We start from the raw sequence: 16949 nt of genomic DNA on the forward strand, positions 1-16949 counted from the left end.
TAACTTGATAACTCAACTTTCGGTGTTCGCATTTCGTGGTGGGTTCAGGCTTTCGTTATTGACATTATCGAGGCTTTTTTCGTTGGCAAAGGCCTTGGTCGATAACATCAATAACAAAAGCCTGAACCCGTCGGCACACTGCGCCCATCGGTACATTTAAAAATGCCGGCTTTGAAATGAAGCCCGAAAGTTGAGTTGATAAAAGAAAAGCTCTTGACAGAGAAATAAAGATCGGATAGTAAGAAACCTCAATAAAAGTTTTAATATTCTAACTTAACAACATGATTAGCACATAGTTATAATTATAAACACATTTACCATTAAGTAGCGATGCCGTCATAGCATGAAGGAGAACAAACAAAATGACAATAAATCGAAAAGGGCATTGGATTCAATTTGCATGGAACGGGTTAACCATTCAACAATTGCCTGGAAGGATAAAATTATTAGAGATACTCTTTGTTGCAATTCTGCTCCTGGGAAATATGCTTTCACCTTCCAACACCTCAGCCCACTCTCTCTACATTCAATCCAGCAGATATGATGTCAAGGAAGGAAAAAGTTTTCCTCTCTTTTTTTGTTATGGTCATCATATCCCTGTTTCCGATGGCTTGAGAGCTAAAAAGATCAAATCCATTCAAATCCACACCCCCACAGGTGAGGTGCGAGATATCAGCGTTCGGGATGAGACCTCACTTCATTCGTATCTTGTGGAATACGAGAACAAGGGCACCTATGCTCTGACCGCCCAGACAACCCCGGGCTACTATACGATTTATGTTGATAAAAAGGGACGGGAGCACCATGTGATCAAGCCCCAAAGCAAGATTAAAGACAAGGCAAAAGAGATCAAGCTCAGTCTTTACAGTCGACAGTTTACAAAAAGCTACGTCACCTGCGAAGCTTCATCCACGCCCTTTCCAGCCAATGTCGGCCTCCCTCTGGAGCTGGTTCCTGAAAAGGATTTAAATAATCTTAAGGTAGGGGAAGACCTTGTGCTGCAAGTTTATTTTAATGGAAAACCTTTCACTGGATCAGGGACCTGGGACGCAACTTACAACGGCTTTTCCAGCCTTGCCGAAGACCATTACTATCCCGGCAAAGAGATCAATGGTGACACCATTAAGATGTTCGTTTCCAATCCCGGTCGCTGGTTTGTCCGTTATTTCATAAAAGTCAATGCCCCGCCGGAAGAAAAGGAGAAGTGCAGCCAGCTTAAATATACTGCAACATTGGTTTTTGAGATTCCCAATGAGCGGATGAGACAAAAAAAGACATCCCATTAATTTAAGTCTATTTGGTAAAACCAAAATTCATTGAATTCACGTAAGGGTATCAGGGGGCATCCTGCGGTTCGGATTGAAATAGATTCGAAAAGTGAGGGCGTAACCGGATGTGAACAGAAAGCTGTTTTCTTTCGCATACGATTACGCCCTTTTGGGTTTGTAACAACCATGAAATCTCATCCAACATATTAATTAACAAAACAAAAAGGCCGTGGAGCTCCTCTCACTCTCCGCAGGGGCAGGAGAGTGGGGTTTTCTTGAAAGGGTCCGACAGGCGTGAAAAAAATGTGGTGATTCGAATAAGCAACGGCCTTATGCCCCACTACTTTTAAAAGATACTTCAAAAACGCATGGCCAGTGTTTCATATAACCGCCACGGGCGGACCGCATTCTAACCTCGCTCCGCCCACAACAAAGCTTGAAATACACCCCCGGTTTGCGGGGTATTTCATATAAAAAGAAACAAAGAACAAATGATTGTAACAATTGAGTTTAAATTATTTTTTGAGGAGACAAGATGAAATCTTTAGTTGTCTATTCAAGTAAAACCGGAAATACCAAAAAGGTGGCACAAGCCGTGTTTGATACCCTGCCGGAACCCAAGGAGATCCACCCCATGGAGAATGCACCCAGGGTTGATGGATTCGATTTTCTGGCGCTGGGGTTCTGGGTGGACAAAGGGACAGCCGATCTAAAGGCCCAAAAATTTTTTAAGAAAATCAAGGGAAAACAGATCGGTCTATTCGGCACCCTTGGCGCATACCCTGACTCAGATCATGCCGGGGAGAGTATGAAAAAAACCAAAGCCCTTCTGGCGGGTAACGAGATCCTGGGAACGTTCATGTGCCAGGGAAAAGTAGACCCTTCTTTAATTGAGTGGATGGCTAAACAATTTAAGGATGATCCCCATCATTCCATGACACCGGAACGGAAAGCACGACTAAGGGAAGCTGAAAAACACCCCGATAATGCCGATTTAATAAATGCCCAAAACGCTTTTACCCAAATGCTTGAAAAGTTGCCTAAATTAGCGCTTCTTTTGTGCTTTGCTTTAACGCTTACACTCTTTTCAACCGGGTTTTCAGGAAAAACGTCCATTGCAAATGCTGCAGGTTCTGATTCCGATGATGAGATGATCATAATGGATAACACCTTAATCACCGCCACCCGGACCGAAAACAATGTAAAAGATGTTCCCGTCAGTACAGAGATCATCACGGCAAAGGAGATCAGCAACATGGCCGGAGCCACGGCCCAGGATGTGCTCACCTATGCCGTGGGGGTCAATTTTTATGAAAACATGCTCAGATCCGCCCCCTCCATTCGCGGATTTGAAGGAAAACACACCTTGATCCTCATTGACGGCAGGCGCATGGCAGGCCCACTGGGCAAATTCAATGAACTGGACCGCATTACTTCGGATAACATCCAACGTATCGAGATTATCCGCGGCCCCATGAGCACACTCTATGGGTCCGAAGCCATGGGCGGCGTCATCAATATCATCACCAAAACGCCCCGGAAACCCAGTGGCAGTGTTGGATTCAAATATAGTGTCTACAACGATAACAGCGATGTAGATTCCACTGAAGCCACCTTCAACATAGCTGGTGCCGGAGAAAACATGGGGCGATTGGGTTTCTTTCTTTCCGGGAGTGTCATCAAAAATACCCCCTTAAAAAACGATGAAAATGAATATCTTTCTTCTGACAAGGAACTTTACAGCATCAACAGTAAGCTTACCTGGAAATTTTCCGATGTACTTTCATCGGATATCACTTTTGATTTCTCCAACGACGACGTGGAAAACGAGTATTTCAGCACATACATGCGAAGTTCAAGTAACTGCTATGACCAAATGGGGACATCCGTCGGTCTTGCCTACGACACAAAAGAGCTCCAGGCCAATGCAAGGGCCTACTTCTCCACCTGGGAAAAAGATTATGAATCCAGGTACGCCCAGGATTACACCGGTCGGGGCAAATTTCACCCAAAAGGGGAATTAAAAGATTTTAGCAATGACGAGCGCGAAACCACTGTAGTGGAAGCCTCTGCCTCAAAGGTATTGATGGAAAGCCATCGAATCACCCTGGGGGGGGACTGGCGCAAAGAGTTGTTTCACAGCGCCCGGAACAGCACCGGTGACAACCCTTTTACCTTGACACGTGAAGGCATCACCATTAAAGGGTCAGATTACGAGCCTTCGGCATATTCACTCTTTCTCCAGGATGAGTGGTTTATCGGTAATAAATTATTGATTATCCCCGGTGTCCGTTATGATAAACCCGACGATTTTGACAATGAATTGAGTCCCAAAATCGGCATCACCTGGTTTGTCCATCCACAATTCAGGGTAAAAGCCAACTACGGACATAGTTATGCCACCCCGGCAACAGGCCAGCTTTATAAAGACTGGTACGGCATGGGGGGCAAGTATCATATCATTGGAAACCCCGATCTTGAACCCGAGACAAGCAACAGCTATGAAATTGCCCTGGAAGGAGAAATGGGCAGATTGGGCGGACGGATGGCCTTTTTCCATAACGATGTAGATGATCTCATTGACACAGTCAAGATTGGGAAAGAAGCAGAAACCGGCGCCACCATTTCCAATTACACCAACATTGACGAGGCTGAAATCAAGGGTTCGGAAGTGGAGTTCAATGTCAAACTTCATAATAACCTCACCTTTGAAGCCGGGTATGCCTACCTTGATGCCATCGACAAAAAGACAGATGAACGACTGGAGCAGCGTCCAAAGAACAAGGTTACGGCAAAGCTCTTCTACACCAACGAAGACTATAACTTTGACGTCAATATCTGGGGTGAATATGTGTCTGATTTTCTCCAGGATAAAAAGGATTATAACTTTACCATCTGCAATCTCAACATAAAAAAACGTTTCCTTAACGGTGTGGAGGTCTATGCTGGCGTGGACAATATTTTTGATGAAATGGAGAAAGATCTCCACGACAGGGTGCTGGGTGCCAAGTACTATACTGGAATAAACTATAAATTTTAAGGCATTTAAAACCTTATTTTTTCAACCAAAGCCATTGACAGGATGGATTGACAGAATGAAAGAAAATTCAAAACCCAGGGAAATATCCCATGAAAGCGATGAGTCAGCCCTTGACAAAGAAAATCAAGCAGAGAACAAGAACGCGCAGAATCTGGGTAAGCTGGATCTGATGACATCCCAGATGACCCACAAGGAGGATCGTACTTTCTTTGCCAAAGAAAATGTCAATCCCTTGACCCATGCCTTTGATAAAAAAAGCACTGTGCATGCAGGACTGGGCGGAAAACCGGTGGATCCATCCCGCATGGCCGCAGTTTGGGACGAACTGATGGAGATCCCCCGGAATCAGCAAACAGCGCTTTATGTTCATATTCCCTTTTGTCGGAACCATTGTCTGTACTGCGGTTTTTACCTTAACCCGGTAACCGCCATGTCCAGTAAGATTTACACCGATGCCCTGATCCGGGAGATGGCTCTGGATGTGGATAAAAAGGCCAACACCCAATATCCGATCCACGCTGTTTACCTGGGGGGGGGTACACCCACAGTGCTGGACCCCTGGGATTTGAAACGCCTGTTAAAAGCGATCCGGTCCTTTTTTCCCCTGGCCAATGATTGTGAAATTACAGTGGAAACCACTGTGTTTGATCTGAATGAAGAGATCCTCTCATCTGCTCTGGAAGGGGGTGCCAACCGTTTTTCCGTGGGCGTTCAAACTTTTGACACCACCATACGAAAAAATCTTGGGCGCACCTGTGATACCGATGCCATCATAAAAAATCTTATCCGTGCGCGGGATACCGACAATGCCGTGACGGTCATTGATCTCATCTACGGTCTGCCCGGTCAAACCATGAGTGTCTGGGGAAAGGACATTGAGCTATTTCAATCCCTGGAACTGGATGGGGTTGATCTTTATCAACTCAATACCTTTAAGGGAAGCCCCTTGGAAAAGGCTCTGAACAAAGGACGATTACCCCCTGCCGCAACAATTCCGCAACAGGCCCTCATGTTTAAAAGGGGGGTGTCGATGATGTCAAATGCCCACTATGGACGATTGTCCATGAGTCATTGGGGGCGGGAAACGCGGGAAAGAAATCTTTATAACCTTCTCATGAAAAAAGGAGCACCGTGCCTTTCCCTGGGATCCGGAGCCGGTGGTTCCCTCCACGGATACGGATGTTTTACCACTAACAGGCTGGCACCCTATCTTACTGCCCTTGAGACCGGGAACAAACCCCTTGCAGCATTGATGGCCTATCCGGAACAAAGACCTGTCATCAACAGCATCACCGGGGCATTGGAGGTGGGACATCTGAATCTTTCCGGCATTAAGCAAAAGCATCAATTTGACCTGGCCCGGGTATGCGCACCTCTTTTGGAGCAATGGGAAAAAGTGGGCCTGATCCGGCAAAAAGGAGACTGGATTGATCTCACCGTTGCTGGCCAGTTCTGGCAGGTCAATCTGGCCCAGGCCTTGATTGATTACTGTCATAAAAATTCATAATAATCTGGAAAACAAACATGGATATTCAAAAACAGGAAATAGTCAGTACGCTGAACAGCAGTGTCAAAGATCTTCAGGAAAGAATGGATCTGCATTGCTGTCTGGTCTCATCCATTTTGGAAAATCAACTGGATGAGAGACATGTCCAATCTTTTTTCGACCGCTGCCCCAAACGATCCAGAGAAACGGCACTGGAAGATGCCATCAAGCATGCCATTGAGGTGTTGGAAGAGACCAGAAAAGCATTTAAGTCCAAAAAACTGGAGCACTTGAGAAAGGATTTGACCAAAGTTTTAATTAAAGCGGAATAGTAAATCAAAATGATCAGGGAGTAAAAATGGAGACGTTTTTATGGAGGAGTTCTATATGAAATACTCCGCAGATCTGTGGAAATATTTTAAACTTTTTTGTGGGCAAAGTCGGATCAGAATACGGTCCCGTAGCGGTTATAAGAATAATCGCTGGCATCCATTATCATTTTATGCCCTTTTGCCCCCGGGCCTGATCCTTGGTCTTTTATTGATATTTCAGCCTGTGCCGGTACTGGGAAACGCCCACACAGCCTCCCAGGTCAAGAAGGTTGCGGAAAAAACCGTCATCACTGACACCGCCACCCAGAAAGCGGTGGAATCCTGGGTGGATGAGGAACAAAAACTTATGGATCGGATTGAGGCAGTTTCAACCCGGCTGAAACACACCCGGTGGCAGGTGGAAAAAAATAAAATTTTTCAACAGACCCTTGCAGCAAAAATTGAGACACTCAAGGCCCAGGGTGCTGAGCTGGAAAAGGTAGAAACACAACTTCTCCCGGTGCTGGAATCAACCCTGCAGAAACTGGGTTATTTTGTGAACCGGGATCTCCCCATGGAACTTGAACGCCGTCTGCAAGCCATAGACTCTTCCCAGTCGGTATTGGACGACTACGACATGTCACTTCTCATCAAAACCCGGGCAGTACTTGATTCTCTCATCAGGGAGGTGGACATGGGATATAGCGTGGGCGTCAGGGAGGATAAAATTGAGGTGGACGGCCGGGCCAGGCAGGTTAAACTTCTGAGGGTGGGCCGTATCGGCCTGTTTGCATTGACGCCGGATGGGCAGACAGCCTATGTCTGGGACAGGGATCAAAATCGTTATATTGCCCTGGAAGGAGGGGAAACAGATATTACCCAGGCCATGGAAATAGCAGAAGGCATTAGAATTATCGGATTGAGTCGACTTCCTGTTACCCTGACAGAATCTGCCGGATCTGCCCAGGCAGAACCCGGGAAGGGAGGAGATTCCATTGAAAACAATTAAAACACTGTTTATGGCCCTTGCCCTTCTTGGGCTCCTTGGAGCAAATGCTCCGGTTTTTGCTAACAAAACCCTTGATGTGGTGGGGGATGTCGTAGATTCAGAACTGAAAACAGCCGTAACAATTCAAAAATCAAGCAAAAAAGACATTAAAGAAAAACGCAGTCAACGGCTCCGGGAGCTTGCGCAATTAAATAACAGCCTGGAGGCATTAGAGCTGGAACTTACAACCGGCAGGGAGCAGCTCAAGGAAATGGCCGAAGAAAGGGATCGTCTTGAAAAAGAGATTTCATCCCGACTGGCCGGAAAAGAAGAACTGGAAACCATTATGCGGGATGTGACCCGTAACCTTCTGGGTCGGGCGGAAAAAAGCCCTTGTTCAGCTGAGCATCCCGAAGACATCCAGACCCTTAAGAGCCTCCTGGAGATAGAGCATCTGCTGGGGATGAAGGAGCTTGAAACGCTTATTAATATCTGTTTCAAAGATATGGATCATTCCGCAACCCGGAAACAATATACAGGAATGGTTCTGGACCGGAACGGAGAAACCGTGGAATCTGAAATCACCCGTCTGGGTCATATGACGGCCCTTCACAGGTCAGGGAAAAATATCGCGTACCTGACCATGTCCCCGGCATCCGGCCGTCTGGTGGTGGGAGCCAAACCGCCTTTTCCGGTCAGAAAAAACCTTAAAAAATATCTTGAGGGAAAGAGCGAAAAACTCTTTATGGATATTTCAGGGGGCATCGCCATTGCCCAGCTTTCCCGAAACGTGAGCTGGATGGAACAGCTCAAAAACGGCGGTATCCTGGTCATCCCCATACTTGTGGTGGGAATTGTGGCCCTGTTTTTGACCATTGAACGTCTGTTTTTCCTGGGAAAAGTTCGCCACAACACCGACGAGCTCATGACAAAGGTCACAGATCTTGTTGCCCAGGGTGACATCAGAGCCGCCCTTGCTGCCACCATGCCCCATAGAAAGCGCCCCACGGGCCGTGTTCTCATGGCCGGGCTGGCACTTAAGAATGAGTCCGAGACCGTGATGGAAAGTGCCCTGTCCGAGGCGATCCTAAAGGAGACCCCCCGGTTGGAACGCTTCCTTTCCGCCCTGAAGGTCTCAGCAGCCGTTGCTCCGCTCCTGGGACTTCTGGGAACTGTCACAGGCATGATCAATACCTTCCAGGTGATCACCGTCCACGGCACCGGGGACCCCCAGCTCATGGCCGGGGGGATCAGCGAAGCCATGATCACCACCCAGGTGGGCCTGGCCGTGGCCATCCCCATCATGATTATTGCCGCGTTTTTAACCCAGCGGGCCCAATCACTGGCCAGGGACATGGAAGAGAAGGGGCTGGCCCTCATGGCTGCCCTGCTCAAGCTTGAAACCAACGGAAAATAAGAAACCGACTCCAATGGAAATCTTTTTTAGAATATGGAAAATTATAGAAACCGGGGGGCCCGTCATGGTGCCCATTGCCCTGTTGTCCGCCTGGATGTGGGTTCTCATCGTCCTTAAAGTAGATTGGGTCCGACGAAAAACCCGGCATGTTCTTTCTGTGCCGGAGGCCCTGAAATGCCTTCAATCCACGGATCGGCCCGTGCCGGTTACGGACTGCCCCCGGGCTGGAATCCTGAATTTTTTTCTGGAAAATCATTTTAGAAAAAGAGCAGGAAAACCAGGCCGACCGGACCAGATTTTTTTCGAAGTGGCCGTCCGCCGCCAGACCAGGGATTTTTACCGCCACATCCCCACCATCATGGCCCTGGCTGCGGCGGCCCCTCTTTTGGGGCTCCTGGGAACTGTCACAGGTATGGTGGAAACTTTCAGGGTGATCGGACTCTACGGCATGGGCAACTCCCAGGCCATGGCTTCGGGGATAAAAGAGGCCCTGATGACCACCCAGGCAGGCCTGGTGGTGGCCCTGCCCGGTCTTCTTGTGGGACAGTTCATGCGTAAAAGAATAAGAGCTGTTCACCAGGATATCATGATTTTTCACCGGGCCGTAAATCAATGGCTGGAAAAGGAAAAAGAAAAATGCACAGAATAGGCAATCTTTCAGGTCCCTCGGGTATGGATGACAATGATATTGAAATCAACATGATGCCCCTGATCGACATGATTTTCATACTCCTGATTTTTTTTCTGGTTACGGCCAGCTTTGTCCGGGAATCCGGTGTAGAGGTAAACCGCCCCCAGGCGGTTACGGCCCAGGCAAAGGAAGCTGTGGGTTTTATCGTGGGCATCACCAAAGACGGCAACGTTTTCATAGACAATCAGAAAGTTGATTTAAGAAGAGTCCGGGGCCTGGTGGAAATCTTTTTAACGGAAAACAGCGAAGGTGGGATAATCATTGATGCAGACGGTGCATGCCCCACTTCCCGCCTGGTGGCAGTCCTGGATCAATGCCGCCTGGCAGGGGCACAAAATATTGCCGTATCTGCAGTAAAACCGGGACGGTGAACAATGCAGTACAACGCCCTGTCCATAACAAGTCATCCCTGGCGAAAGCTCTTTCTTACGTCAGCAGGTATTCTGCTGGGAACCGGGGTTCTGGGCCTGATTCCCTTTTTAATGCATCATACCACAATGAAGCACAAAAAATTCTCGGCCCAGGAAATCCGACTCATCGCCCAGGAGCCTGCCTCCTTAATGGAACCCTTCCGGGAAAAAATCCCCGAAGATCCCCCCCCCCCCCCGGAGCCGGATATAGATATCCCTCCCCCCGAAGTGCCTGACCCCATAGTTCAGGAATTGCCGGAACCACTGGTTCCGGCACCCCCACTCCCGGAAGCTGTGGATCTTTTACCCCTGCAGCAACCCGTATCCGCTTCGGTCAACCTTCCATCCCTGGGTGCCCTTGCCGTAAAAGGAGTGCCGATTCATGCCAATCTGACAGGCTCCGGGTTCAGATTCTCCAAGGAACCCGTACCCGGACATCTGCCCGTTCCCAAAACTTCCATAAAAAAACCGGTGAACAAAATCCGCTTTAATATGGATGAACTGGATACCCCGCCGGAAAAAATTTCTGCCATCCAGCCCATGTATCCCTACCGGGCCAAACGGATGAATATTGAAGGTGTGGTATCGGTAAAATTTCTGGTGGACCGCTCAGGCGCAGTCCGGAAGCTGGCAGTCATCAAGGCTGATCCATCGAATATGTTTGAGGAGATCGTCATGAAAACTGTTAAAAAATGGCGGTTCAAGCCGGGAAAAAAGGACGGCAGGGCAGTGGAAACATGGATGAAAACCAGCATAGAATTTAAACTGGAGAAAAGCTGATGACAGGCATTGCATGGGGTCTGAAAAAACAGGAAAGAATGGAAAATTCTAAAATAAAAAAAAATACTATTTTTTTAAAATTTATTTTTGCCTTTGGCGCATCACTCCTGTTGACTCTGGGTCTGGGCCAACAGGCGACATGCATGTCCGGAACCCATGCCCCCTGCCCTGCAATCCAGGCACCCCTGCCAGCAGAGGTCCATGAAACCGTCATCCGGGCCGAAGAGCTGGACAAGGCCGGAAAGCACGGGCAGGCTGCCGCACTTTTATCAAATTTTCAAAAAAAACATCCAGAACATGTTTTTGCCTATATTGACTATAATATCGGGTTCTTTTTCTACAATGCCGGAAAACATAAGTCTGCGGTTTCGCACCTGGAAAAAACAGTTAAACTCGCCCCCTGTTTTGCCGGGGGATGGCAGCTCCTGGCAGCTGCTGCCCAGGAGCTGAAGGATTTTAAGCTGGCAGCCCGGGCCATGGAAAAAACTGCGGCCATGAACCATGATCCTGATTTGAAATACCAGGCAGCCCTGTTATGGATGGAATCCAAATCACCCCAAAAGGCCCTGCCCCTTTTGCGGGATCTGGAAAAAATAAAACCTGTTAAGTCCCAATGGCTGGTGGCCCTGTCCAATGTGCTGGGTACCATGGAGAAAAAAATAGAAATGGCCAGAACCATGGAAAAAGCAGCCCGGGCCGGAAAATCCCCGGATCTCTGGTTCCATGCAGCCTGGCTCTGGGTGGATGCCCACCGCCCCCGGAATGCCCTGGGGCTTCTGGAGGTTCTGGCCCAACGGAAAAAGGTCAAGCCAGACTGGCTTTTGATGCTGTGCAATGTCTACATGGCACTGGACAAACCCCTTAAAGCTGCCCAGACCATGGAGCATGCACTAACCCTTGATTCATCCCCCCAAAATCTGTATACGGCAGGGGTTCTATGGCTCCAGGTAAACAAGCCGGTGAACTCAAGGAAACATTTATTGAAATTAGTTGAATTAAATCCGCCCAAGGCCGACTGGTTTGTGGCCCTGGCCCAGTCATGGATCATGTCCAAACAAATTTCCAGGGCGGCCCAGCCCATGGAAAAGGCGTTTAAAATAAGCAGAAACCCCGACCATGCCTACCAGGCAGGCTTACTCCGGCTTCAACTGACCCAGCCAGACAAAGCCTTAAACTCTCTTTTGTTTCTGACAAAGCAATCCCGGCCAAAACCCAAATGGATGAAGGCTGTTTCCGATGCATGGCTCATGAAAGAAAAATTCCCTCAAGCGGCCAGGGCCATGGAAAAGGCTGCCAATATCAGCCAAAAGAACAAGCATTATTACAGGGCCGCTCGGTTGTGGCTCCAGGCCCAGGCACCTGAAAAAGCTCTGCCTTTGCTTACACGGCTGGCAACGACCAAACATCCCAGGGCAAAATGGTGCATTACCCTGTCCAATACCCATCTGCTTTTGAAAAATAATCTCCAGGCGGCAAGGGCCATGGAACAGGGTGCCCGCATCTCAGGCAAGGGCAAGCATTTATACCGGGCAGCCATGCTCTGGGATCGGGAAAACAATCAGAAAAAAACCCTTTCCCTGCTCCGGCTGAGTATTGCCGCCAAACCCGCCAAGTCCCTCTGGTTCATTGAACTTGCCTCCCGTCTTCTGAGGTCCAAAGAAAAAACCGAGGCCCTTGCCGTCATGGAACAGGTCCATTTCACAGATGAGGCCCCGGCCCTCAAATACAGAGCAGTTCTTATCTGGCAAGGGCTTGACCGTCCTGAAAAAGCCCGGCCCATTTTGAAAAAATTGTGCCAAATGCCAAAGCCCGAATATCCATGGCTGGTTTCCATGGTCCGGCTGGACATGGAACTCAACCTTTGTAATGAAGGATCTTCAATGTTGACAAAGCTTTTAAACTGTTACCCGGACAAGCCTGAATCCTGGAAACTTGCGGTGTGGGTGGCCCGGGAAAAATCAGATTATGCAGGGGCTGCAGCAGCCATGAATGTGGTCTTTCGCCTTGAGCCCCAAAAAGAGAAACAAAATTTAAAGGCCCTGGGACATTACTATCACATGGCCGGGGTTCCGGTGAAAGCAGCCCAAAGTTTCAGGGAGGCGGCCGGTTCCACCCCGTGCCCCAAGGATTTTGACCGGATAAAGGATGTGCTCCTTGGAGGAAAGCGCTACGATCTGGCCCTTGAGGCCGCTAAATCAGCCCTTGAATCCGAAAAAAACCCGGCCCGATGGGAGGCTGTGGGAGATATTGCCTTTCTAATGAGACAATATGATGAAAGCTCCCGGGCCTACCTTGAGGCCCTTGAATTGACGGACAAGCCCAGTCTGAGGATAAAATCAGCCTATGCCCTGATGAAACAGAAAAAGCTCACACTGGCCTGCCGGTATTTTCAAGAGGTGCTTGAACAGAAAAACATAGAGGAATCAATTATAACAGAGGCTTCCCAGGCCATGGCATATATCAAAAATATTCAAGCAATGATGCCGTGAACAGGGTCTGACAATAACCCAATCCATTATTGGACAAAGGAAGATAGACGCGAGTAATGAAAATGAAGCCAAGCTCATGGGGCAGGTCTGGCTGTAATGGGCAATCTCAGGGCTGCATCGCAGACCTTTGACAATAGTTCAAGGTCATGGGTGATGACCACCACACTGATGCCGTCATCTGAAGCGCTTTGAATCATATCGGCAATGCGCTTCATATTCCGGCCGTCAAGTCCTGATGTCGGTTCGTCAAGAATAAAAATATCCGGATTTGCAGCCAGACCGCAGGCAATGACCAGGCGCTGTTTTTCTCCACCGGACAGGGACTGGGGATGTCGCTCTGCCAGGTGCTTGAGCCCGAACCGCTCCAGAATTGCCATCAATCCCTCTTTTTTGACATTCCCGGGATTGAGTATGCCCGAGGCCATTGCGATTTCCTGGACCACGGAATTCATGTGAAGCTGGTGGTCAGTGTTCTGGAGAATAAGGGCGGATCGTTTCAAAACCTCTTTGCCCGGGACCGGCTTGCCGTTTATGAATATCTTTCCCTGCCTCATCCTGCTCAGACCGGTTAAGAGACGGGCCAGTGTGGTTTTTCCTGTACCATTGTCCCCGATAATAGCTGTAACCCCCTTACCCAGAGAAAAACTTATATTTTCATAGAGCAGGGGAGCATTTTTGTGGGCAAAGGTTAAATTTTCCACATGGATATGGCCGGTATCGGGAAGTGAAGGCAGTGTCTGGCGTACATCTTCAACCCGATGACTGCGCAATCCGTATTTTTCCTTACATTCAGGCTCTTCCAGAATGGAGAAATTCCCCTGGGCTGCGATGGTACCTTTATCCATCACCAAAACCCGATCAACAACATCCTCAAGCCAGTAAAGGCGATGATCTGCCACAAGAACGGCAATATCCCGGGCTTTTAGTTCACGGATAAGCCGGGCCAGCTCCCGGGTACTTTCCGGGTCCAGGTTGGCCGAAGGTTCGTCCAGGACCAGAATGGAAGGTGCCAGGGAGAGCACCCCCCCAATGGCCACCTTTTGTTTTTGTCCTTCGGACAGCTCATGGATGGAGGCAGACAGGATATCGGTTATGCCAAGGCGCCGGGCCGTTTTATCCACAATGTTTCGAATCTGTTCAGCGGATTTACCCAGCCATTCATGGGCAAAGGCAATTTCATCATCCACGTTCATGGCAAAAAACTGAAGTTCCGGGTCCTGGAAAACCGTACCCACCAAGGTGGAAATTTCCTTAAGGGTCTGGGCCTCACAGGAGATTCCATTCCGATGTATATCGCCCTCAAATTCCCCTAAGAAAAAATGGGGGCAAAGCCCATTGACAAGTCGTACCAGGGTGGATTTGCCGCAACCGCTGGCCCCGGTGACCAGGACAGCCTCTCCGGGGTTGACGGAAAAGGATATATCCCGAACAGCGGGTTGCTTTTGAAAGGGATAGGTGTAGGTTACTTTATTCAATTCAATCATGGAAGCATTCCTGTTGTATCCGTGCCCCACACCGCTTGAATGCCCCCTGCTGCAATGAGCAGGAGCAAGGCAGCGACCAGGGTAACAGCGTCGTTAAATTTAAAAACCAGGGGAGTATAGCTTTCTATTCTGCTATTTTCTGTGGAGTAACCATATCCCACCCCCTTGAGTTCGGCAGCGATCCCTAAATCATCGGCGGAACGCAGTGCCCGGAAAAGAATGGGAGCTGCCATGAGTCGCACCGCAAGCCTTGGGTGCCGCAAAATAAAAATTAGATTAAAGCTGTACCCCCGAATGCGCATGGTTTCGTAAATCTGCCGGATATCTTTAATAAAAGAGGGAATAAAACGAATCATAACCGCCGAAGGAATATAAAGCCAGATGGGCAGCCTGAAGCTTTTTAGAGAAGTTAAAAGGGTTTGTATCCGAGAAGACAGAGCCAGGGCTAAAATCGTGTTAAACATCACCATGGTGCGCAAAAAAGGAACCAGCATTTTAACAGGTTCCGTCACCGGAATCATGGGGCTCATGCTATGTATCAAGCGCATAAAGGCCATGGATAACAGCCACATGAAACAAATGGCAAGATAGCACATTCCCACCATCTTGTATCTGCCAATATCAAGCACATAAACCAGACTTGCCAGGGTAAGAAATGCCAAAGGCTCAAAGGATTTTAAAAAAACCACGGCAACGGACATGGACAGACAGAGCAAAATTTTGGTCCGTACATCCAGGCCGGACACAAAGCCGTGCCCTCCGGTTGGCGGCTCAGCTGCGGATAATACATGCATGGCGCAACTCCTTTACAAAAAGAGCCCCTGTGAACAGCCCCATCAGGGCACCGATATATCCAATACCCACGATAATTGCAGACATGATAACCATCTCCTGCTGTTCCCGCATATATAACCAGGAAACACCTACGGAACCGATCTTAAACAGCAGATCATAAGATCCCACCCCAAACATGAGATTAACGCTTTTTTTATACCCACCCAGAGTCAGGATCAATCCTTCAGCTGCAAGTCCGGCAACGATCATGGGGGGAATAAGAAAAAGCCCGCCCCCCATGAGGAGCATGGATACTATGACATTGACCAGAAGAAAAAGGGTCAATGCACCAAATTTTCTTACTTTATATAAAAGGACTATGGTCAGGGTGGTAAACAGCATATTTTTAAGAATCAGGGTCAGGGGATTCATTCCACCGCCCACCAGGGCCACAAGGAGAGTGGAAACTTTGGTTACAGCGGCAAAAACACCGATGACAACAAGTTCACGCATTTCCCAGTAGGGTTGTTTATTTTTCATGTGTGATTCCTTGAATTCCAGGTGCTCGATGTTCAAGTTTTTTTTGACCGGTTTTGCAAGACTTACCCCACCTCCATTTTATCAATATAAAAAAACTTGAACATCAAGAGATAAGTGGGGGATCACAGGGCCAGAAAATCTGCCCATTGCTTAAGAACTCCGGGATATTCCATGACAGAAGCATCCACATATCCGGGCAGGCTGAACAGTGCATGCCCCTTAAGGGCGGGCACACCGGCCAAGGCCGGATTCTTTTTTACAGCCCGGTAAATGGCCTTTTGAACGGCCTGGGCATCCCCGGTCATGATAATGGCATCCGGGGCCGCAGCAATCAACCCGGTAAGCTTGCGCACCTGGATATGACCCTTTGAAGGGGTCTTACCCTGGGGAACGGCCAGTTGTCCCACATTGTTTATCCCCAGAGGATCGAGCATGAACTTATCTGCATACCCATTGGGACTTTCAATGCGTAAAAAGGTCTTGCCGCTGGCGGCCTGATATGTGCCCCGGATGATCACCACATTCTTTACAAAGGTTTTGTTTTTAATAAATTTCAGGGTTTTCTCCATGGCCTGCCGGTATTTTCCCATGGCTGGGACGGCTTTGTTCTTTTGACCGATGAGTTCAGCGGTCCCCTGCACTGCATGGTCCAACCCCTGGGTGAAATCCACATAACTTACCTCATAACCTCCGGCCTTGGCCAAATCTCCTATTTTTTCAAGGTCCAGGCCTTTTTTATAAGCACAAAATTCCATGCTTTTTTCGATGAAAACCTTTTTAATGCCATGTTTTTCTCCATACTTAAAAAGGGGATCTAATTTTTTCTTAAGCAGGCATTCGGGACAACCCAGAACCTGCACCGAAGATTTGAGTTTATCGCACATGGGCCACATGGAACATCGCACAACCATGGCTACAGGCACCACCCCCAGACTGTGGGCCGCATCCACCAAACGGTCTCCCACCATAATTACGGGAATCTGTTCACCCACCTTTGACGGAGAAGCCATGGCCGAGGGTGTGGGCAGGGCAAGGGCTACGGCCAGGAGGAAAAGCAATCCTGTGACGATAAAAAGTTCAGCTCTTTTCTGTGACATAACTATTTCCTTTTATTTATTATGGATTAATAATGACAGGTCAGGCAGCATCTAAAAAGATAAATCCCTGGCCGTTGCTACTCCCCTTGCGCATAGGCATTGTCAATATCGTTCAACCAGACTCCTGTCGTCAGAACCTATGTTATTTGAGATACTTTCTACAAAAAGAATCGG

Annotated in this window: 14 protein-coding genes; 10 read left to right on the forward strand and 4 right to left on the reverse strand. The window is 48.4% G+C overall.

Annotated features, from left to right (window positions below; all coding sequences use genetic code 11):
- Positions 1–362 precede the first annotated feature (362 nt).
- The 10 genes from B9A32_RS01595 to B9A32_RS01640 all read left to right on the forward strand — a co-directional run bounded on the left by B9A32_RS01595 (position 363) and on the right by B9A32_RS01640 (position 12880).
- Positions 363–1286: a DUF4198 domain-containing protein gene (locus tag B9A32_RS01595; RefSeq protein WP_084066612.1), complete on the forward strand. Its 924-nt coding sequence runs from the start codon at positions 363–365 to the stop codon at positions 1284–1286.
- Between the two features lie 517 nt (positions 1287–1803).
- Positions 1804–4308, forward strand: a complete 2505-nt coding sequence (locus B9A32_RS01600; RefSeq protein ID WP_084066613.1) for a TonB-dependent receptor domain-containing protein — start codon at positions 1804–1806, stop codon at positions 4306–4308.
- 55 nt (positions 4309–4363) lie between these two features.
- On the forward strand, positions 4364–5815 hold the full coding sequence (hutW, locus tag B9A32_RS01605) for a heme anaerobic degradation radical SAM methyltransferase ChuW/HutW (protein WP_084066614.1): 1452 nt from the start codon (positions 4364–4366) through the stop codon (positions 5813–5815).
- A 17-nt stretch (positions 5816–5832) separates the two neighbouring features.
- Positions 5833–6126: a hypothetical protein gene (locus tag B9A32_RS01610; protein WP_084066615.1), complete on the forward strand. Its 294-nt coding sequence runs from the start codon at positions 5833–5835 to the stop codon at positions 6124–6126.
- Between the two features lie 55 nt (positions 6127–6181).
- A complete protein-coding gene (locus B9A32_RS01615) occupies positions 6182–7114 on the forward strand; it encodes a DUF3450 domain-containing protein (protein WP_170923657.1) in 933 nt (310 codons plus the stop codon).
- Positions 7101–8510 (forward strand): MotA/TolQ/ExbB proton channel family protein, encoded by a 1410-nt coding sequence (locus B9A32_RS01620; protein WP_139795663.1) that lies wholly within the window; start codon positions 7101–7103, stop codon positions 8508–8510. The genes B9A32_RS01615 and B9A32_RS01620 overlap by 14 nt, the downstream gene beginning before the upstream one ends.
- Positions 8511–8523: 13 nt before the next feature.
- A complete protein-coding gene (locus tag B9A32_RS01625) occupies positions 8524–9159 on the forward strand; it encodes a MotA/TolQ/ExbB proton channel family protein (RefSeq protein WP_084066617.1) in 636 nt (211 codons plus the stop codon).
- The gene (locus B9A32_RS01630; RefSeq protein WP_084066618.1) at positions 9147–9572 is read left to right on the forward strand and encodes an ExbD/TolR family protein; all 426 of its coding nucleotides are present in this window, start codon (positions 9147–9149) and stop codon (positions 9570–9572) included. Before B9A32_RS01625 ends, B9A32_RS01630 begins: the two co-directional genes overlap by 13 nt.
- Positions 9573–9575: 3 nt before the next feature.
- Entirely contained in the window at positions 9576–10391 is an 816-nt protein-coding gene (locus tag B9A32_RS01635) for an energy transducer TonB (RefSeq protein ID WP_084066619.1), read from the forward strand.
- Entirely contained in the window at positions 10391–12880 is a 2490-nt protein-coding gene (locus B9A32_RS01640; protein ID WP_084066620.1) for a tetratricopeptide repeat protein, read from the forward strand. Before B9A32_RS01635 ends, B9A32_RS01640 begins: the two co-directional genes overlap by 1 nt.
- Before the next feature lie 74 nt (positions 12881–12954).
- Here B9A32_RS01640 and B9A32_RS01645 read toward each other — a convergent pair whose 3' ends face one another.
- From B9A32_RS01645 to B9A32_RS01660, 4 genes are all read right to left on the reverse strand, one after another.
- Positions 12955–14364 (reverse strand): ABC transporter ATP-binding protein, encoded by a 1410-nt coding sequence (locus B9A32_RS01645; protein ID WP_084066621.1) that lies wholly within the window; start codon positions 14362–14364, stop codon positions 12955–12957.
- Entirely contained in the window at positions 14361–15158 is a 798-nt protein-coding gene (locus B9A32_RS01650) for an energy-coupling factor transporter transmembrane component T family protein (RefSeq protein WP_084066622.1), read from the reverse strand. The genes B9A32_RS01645 and B9A32_RS01650 overlap by 4 nt, the downstream gene beginning before the upstream one ends.
- Complete coding sequence (locus B9A32_RS01655) at positions 15136–15678, reverse strand: MptD family putative ECF transporter S component (protein ID WP_084066623.1); 543 nt, start codon at positions 15676–15678, stop codon at positions 15136–15138. Before B9A32_RS01655 ends, B9A32_RS01650 begins: the two co-directional genes overlap by 23 nt.
- A 122-nt stretch (positions 15679–15800) precedes the next feature.
- The gene (locus B9A32_RS01660) at positions 15801–16775 is read right to left on the reverse strand and encodes a TroA family protein (RefSeq protein WP_084066624.1); all 975 of its coding nucleotides are present in this window, start codon (positions 16773–16775) and stop codon (positions 15801–15803) included.
- Positions 16776–16949 lie beyond the last annotated feature (174 nt).

It is taken from the genome of Desulfocicer vacuolatum DSM 3385 (assembly GCF_900176365.1).
In the GTDB taxonomy this organism is placed as follows: Bacteria; Desulfobacterota; Desulfobacteria; order Desulfobacterales; family Desulfobacteraceae; genus Desulfocicer; species Desulfocicer vacuolatum.